At 50.6% G+C, this 4,388-nt stretch carries 3 protein-coding genes and 1 pseudogene; all 4 read right to left on the bottom strand.

Annotated elements, in window-relative coordinates; genetic code table 11:
- Nucleotides 1-454 (bottom strand): RtcB family protein (locus B3W37_RS10040; protein ID WP_483175620.1); only part of this gene is annotated, 454 nt, incomplete at its 3' end.
- A 67-nt stretch (nucleotides 455-521) separates the two neighbouring features.
- Nucleotides 522-2,009, bottom strand: a complete 1,488-nt coding sequence (locus tag B3W37_RS10035; protein ID WP_483175619.1) for a TROVE domain-containing protein — start codon at nucleotides 2,007-2,009, stop codon at nucleotides 522-524.
- Nucleotides 2,010-2,980: 971 nt separating this feature from the next.
- Entirely contained in the window at nucleotides 2,981-3,934 is a 954-nt protein-coding gene (locus B3W37_RS10030) for a hypothetical protein (RefSeq protein WP_483175617.1), read from the bottom strand.
- Nucleotides 3,935-4,053: 119 nt separating this feature from the next.
- A pseudogene (locus B3W37_RS10025) lies at nucleotides 4,054-4,388 on the bottom strand (hypothetical protein); the annotation flags it as partial.

Below are 4,388 nucleotides of genomic sequence, written 5' to 3'. Positions count from 1 at the left end.
ATTGGTCGAGCTCCGCCAAAAACTGCGAATCACCTGCCAGCAAACCCGACAGGTAGGCCGAATCCTGCATTTTGGGGTGATGGGCGAATCCCACCGGAATATCTCGCAATATGTTCCTGGTGATGGCCTGGCTTAGCTTACCCTGTGGAGTTTCAGTCTCACGGAGCAGCCGGGCCGGTATGTTGGTGCGCAGAAAAGCCATGCCGCACCCAATATCAACCCCAACCGCGTTGGGGATGATCACTTGTTTGGCGGCAATCACCCCTCCGATCGGCATTCCGTAACCCATGTGGGTGTCGGGCATCAATGCCACCCATTTATGTATGAAGGGCAGGCCGGCCAGGTTCACGGCCTGCTGCAAACAATTATCGTCAAGATGCTGAGGTCCTTCCAACCATACTTTAATTGGTATTTTATGTTGATTCAAATCGGTTCTTCCCTCGATTACAAACATTTCAATCTCTCCTCATCGGTAAAAAAGCCGCGGACAACCGCGGCTCCATTTTACCCGGTTCTATCAATTACAACTCTATGGCCTGAACCCGTTCTGCCATCCCTGCATATCCATCAATGGAATATACGATGTACTTGACCACCGTGTCCGCCCAACCATAGATATAGTGGGTCAGATCATCAACAGGCGGCACCAAGGCTCCCTGGTAGGGGGCCACATCGATGATGAAGGCCCTGGTGTCCGGGTTGTATTTCCTGCGATAGGACTGCAATTCATTGTAAAAAGGGCTGCCAGTATTCTGCTGTTCGTCGGTTATCATTATGATATTGTCAACCTTCTCCCGGCTGCTGCGCAGCGCCCTTAGGGGCGCCCCGGTGTCAGTCCCACCCCGGGCTTTTATCTTTTCAGCCTGAGACAGAATAGAATCATGCAAAGAAGCCTGCGCGTCGTACACTTCAGTATCGAACAGCCAGAAGATGGCCTGGCCTCCGCTCAGCTTGAATAAAGCCAGGGCGAAAACCGAACCGATACGTATGAACTCCCCGCTCATCGAACCGGAAATGTCCAGGAATATGGCGCTGCGTCCATTCAAGACGGGCAGGTTGGCGAAGCACATTTCCACTGCCTGGCGCAGGACATCCCGCATCCAGGCTTTATGTACCTGTTCAAAGGCATTCACAAATCGAAATGGCATGATTTTGGCCTTCTGCAACGCTTCCCGGTCCGTCAGGCGGCGGCTGATATAATCGCGGTTCTCATCGAGTATACCCACCCGGTCCAGGGTGTTCAGGTTGCGCAGCAGAGCAAACAGCGGCAGCTGATGCAGAATAGCCTGCCATACCGCTGGCGTTGGCTGCACCGTACCGGTAACTACCTCGTGCGGCAAGCGTCCCTCATTGATATGGCGAATTCTTTGTTCGTCGTTATCGGCCCGTTTCAATGCTTCAAAGGCGGCGATCTGCGGCAGCTCCTGCAACTGAGCGGCCTGGCCGGTCAAGTAGCGAAACAGCTGGTTCTGTCGTTCATCTCGGGGCACCGGGTGCGCGGTGGCGATGGCGTCGCCCAAATTATAGCCCCGACCGCGGCCGTTGTATTTTAAGGCCCAGTATTCATCGATCCCGTTTAAAAATCCTGCCACCTCACGCTTGATCGCCCGGCCACCCTGCCCCCGGCCTAAGCCTGACAAAATCGTCAGGAAATCCGCCAGATCAGGGGGAATACGAATAATCTGGCTGAATATCCGGGAAAACAAGGCCGTATCATATTGGGAGAGATAGACCAAACCCAATATCGGCTGCAGGCGCATCAAGCCTTCATTGCGGGCATAGACCAGTGCCCTGGCGGCATAGGCGGGATCTGTCCGCATCATCTCTGCATGCAAGTCCAGAGCCTCCTGCAGCAACACGTTACGGTCAGCGTAAAAAGTATTTCCCAGGGTATTGGTCAACAGAGCCTGCAGATACTGTTCTTTTATCGGTCTGATATAGGCCGGGTAACCTTCGTGGTTGGTAGTGGTGGGCAGCACTCCCTCAAACACTTGTTTTACGCGTGACATCGATCTTTCTCCCTTCAAACTGGATATAAAGCCAGTGATTTATTATTGTTACGAGGAAAGGGCGGCCCGGGGCGCGGGCGGCTGTTTTGGCATTTAAGCCACTGATCCCGCAGAAGTTGGCCGAAGTAACCCGGGCCTGCGCCTCGTGTTTAATTCGGCGCAACAGGCGAGGAAAGAGCGTTGAGGCACTCACCACCTGTGAGGTGGGGCAGAGTTCGAAGCCTGCTAAACCGAAGTAGCCCCAACTGCGCCTCGCCTATTACATTAAAACCAGATTTGCCGTTTTCTTAAGAACGAGGGAAGGACGCCGAGGACTCTTCCGGTGCTCTGCCGCTGAGCTACCTGAACAGTCATACTGTTCAGGGCAGGATTTGAACCTGCGACCTCCGGATTACGAATCGAAGTAACCCCGACTGCGCCTCGTTCATGGTTGTGGATACCTTAATATGCAGTAATGTGATGGTGAGTGCGAAAGACAAGCAGGCCGGCATTCTGATCTACGCGCTCCAAGCGCTCTGCATATAAAAAGAGGTGTGATTTCACACACCCCTGGAACCGGCCGGTATGAGAATATCACGACATATCTGTTGGTTTGGACTGCGGATGACAATAGGCATAATCGGTCAGCCAGGCAAAACCAGAATCCGCAGTATTTATAGTTTTATTTTCACATCCGGTTAATAGCACAACCTTGCCTCCGTTTCCTAAAGCATCCTGATATAAGATACCATATTATAACATTGTATACAATATGCAAAATAAAAAAGGCTGGCGTTCCGCCGGTTTTTTGTCTGTTGGCGGGCTAGTCTTGTTTCGCTTTTCCGCCACGTTTTTGTCAACTCCCCTCAGGGGGTGGAATGCGAATCAGCATGACAATGGGTACTAATAAACCATTCCAACCAGGCCCATTAGCTGCTGAAGTAAACGGATCCCGAGATGTAGTTATGCACCATATCACGGTCACGTTTATCTTAGTCTAAAGATCGAGGGGAGATAGAAGCAGTTTCGATTATCCGTTTTCTTTCTTCATCCAGTTCCAGTGCTGCTTGCATATTTCTTTTTTGCGCTTGGTACAGATCCTGGATAGTTGACTGTATTTTTTGCTTAAGCTGCCGGGTGCGGTTCTGCGCAGTATTGATTTGTGACTGCACAATCCAGTCAAACAATAATCCATCCAGCAGGAAATCAGCCAGGGTCGCCAGTCCCCCAATTTCTATGGAATCATTGGTTTTTTGGACATCGGCTAATTCAGTTTGAAAATTGCGAAGCAGCTTTTGAGCCTGGCTGATTTTATCCCGGGCACTTCCAATATGAGCATGCTTTACAGCAGTGGTTAAAAGCCCTCCGCCCAGGATATCAACAATACCCCAGCCTTGGGCGCTGCCAAGGCTCTTTTCCACTTCAGACAAGCATTGGGCTGCGATTTGCCCGGTATCGATCGCTTCCTCCAGTTCCTTGGACTCTGCCCGCAAACAGCCCAATTGTTCCGCCACTTCAAACAGGCGCCGCGCATCAGGCCCACCAGAGCGGAGTAAATAGCTTTCTTTATCCTGGATAGCCTGCTGGTATTCCCCTTGAGGATCTCCCAAAGCTTTTAATTCCCTATCAATTCGCCTGATATCTCTTTCCAGATTTTCCAGGTTAGCATTAAGGCCGTCAAACTTCAATTTGGCTGCCAGGTATTCCTCTTGCTCTTTGTGTTTGGCGATGTCTTTAGTGCCTTTTAAGCTATGCCAGAAGTTCTGCAGAGTAATACCGTCCAAGCGTTCCAAATCTTTGCCTTCTGTATCTAATTGTTTTTTGAGCCCCTGCCAATGTTTTTTTTGCTCTTGAATCATATTGCAGGTCGCTTCCCTGCGGTGTAATAGTCTTTCTTGTTCCCTTAATTTTCGTGCTGCCTCAGCCAATCGTTCCTGTCTGTGCATAGTCTTATACCTCCCCGCCGTTGCCAGATGTGGACGAAGGCAACAGCTTTCCTACCCACTATACCCTATTTATTCAAGGCTGTACCTGTCGCTTTTCCAGGGGATTTGCAGCGAAGATCTCAACTGCCAACCACAGGCAAAACCCGCGGGGAATTTTGTATTAATTCGGATATTTGGCCTGATTCAATCTCATAAACAAACGTGCCGCTTTGTGTTGTGTAGGATGTATCGTGCCATTGGTAGTAAATAAGAATACTTGAACTGTCCGGCAACCATTCCACAGGCGTCAAGGCCGGATCGGGACGGGTTGCGTTGGCCGTATAATCAAATGTCGCTCCCCGTGCTTTAAGTTGTTCCATGACGGAAGCCATATACGGGCCTGGTATCTGGGTAAGCGTTGTAGTATTCACTATGCTGAAATGCGTCCATTCCCGTCCTGAGTATGTTACAGCCA

It is taken from the genome of Syntrophomonas sp. UBA5494 (assembly GCF_002426325.1).
Note: the sequence above shows the minus strand (reverse complement) of the source record. Positions and strands in the feature narration are given on the sequence as shown.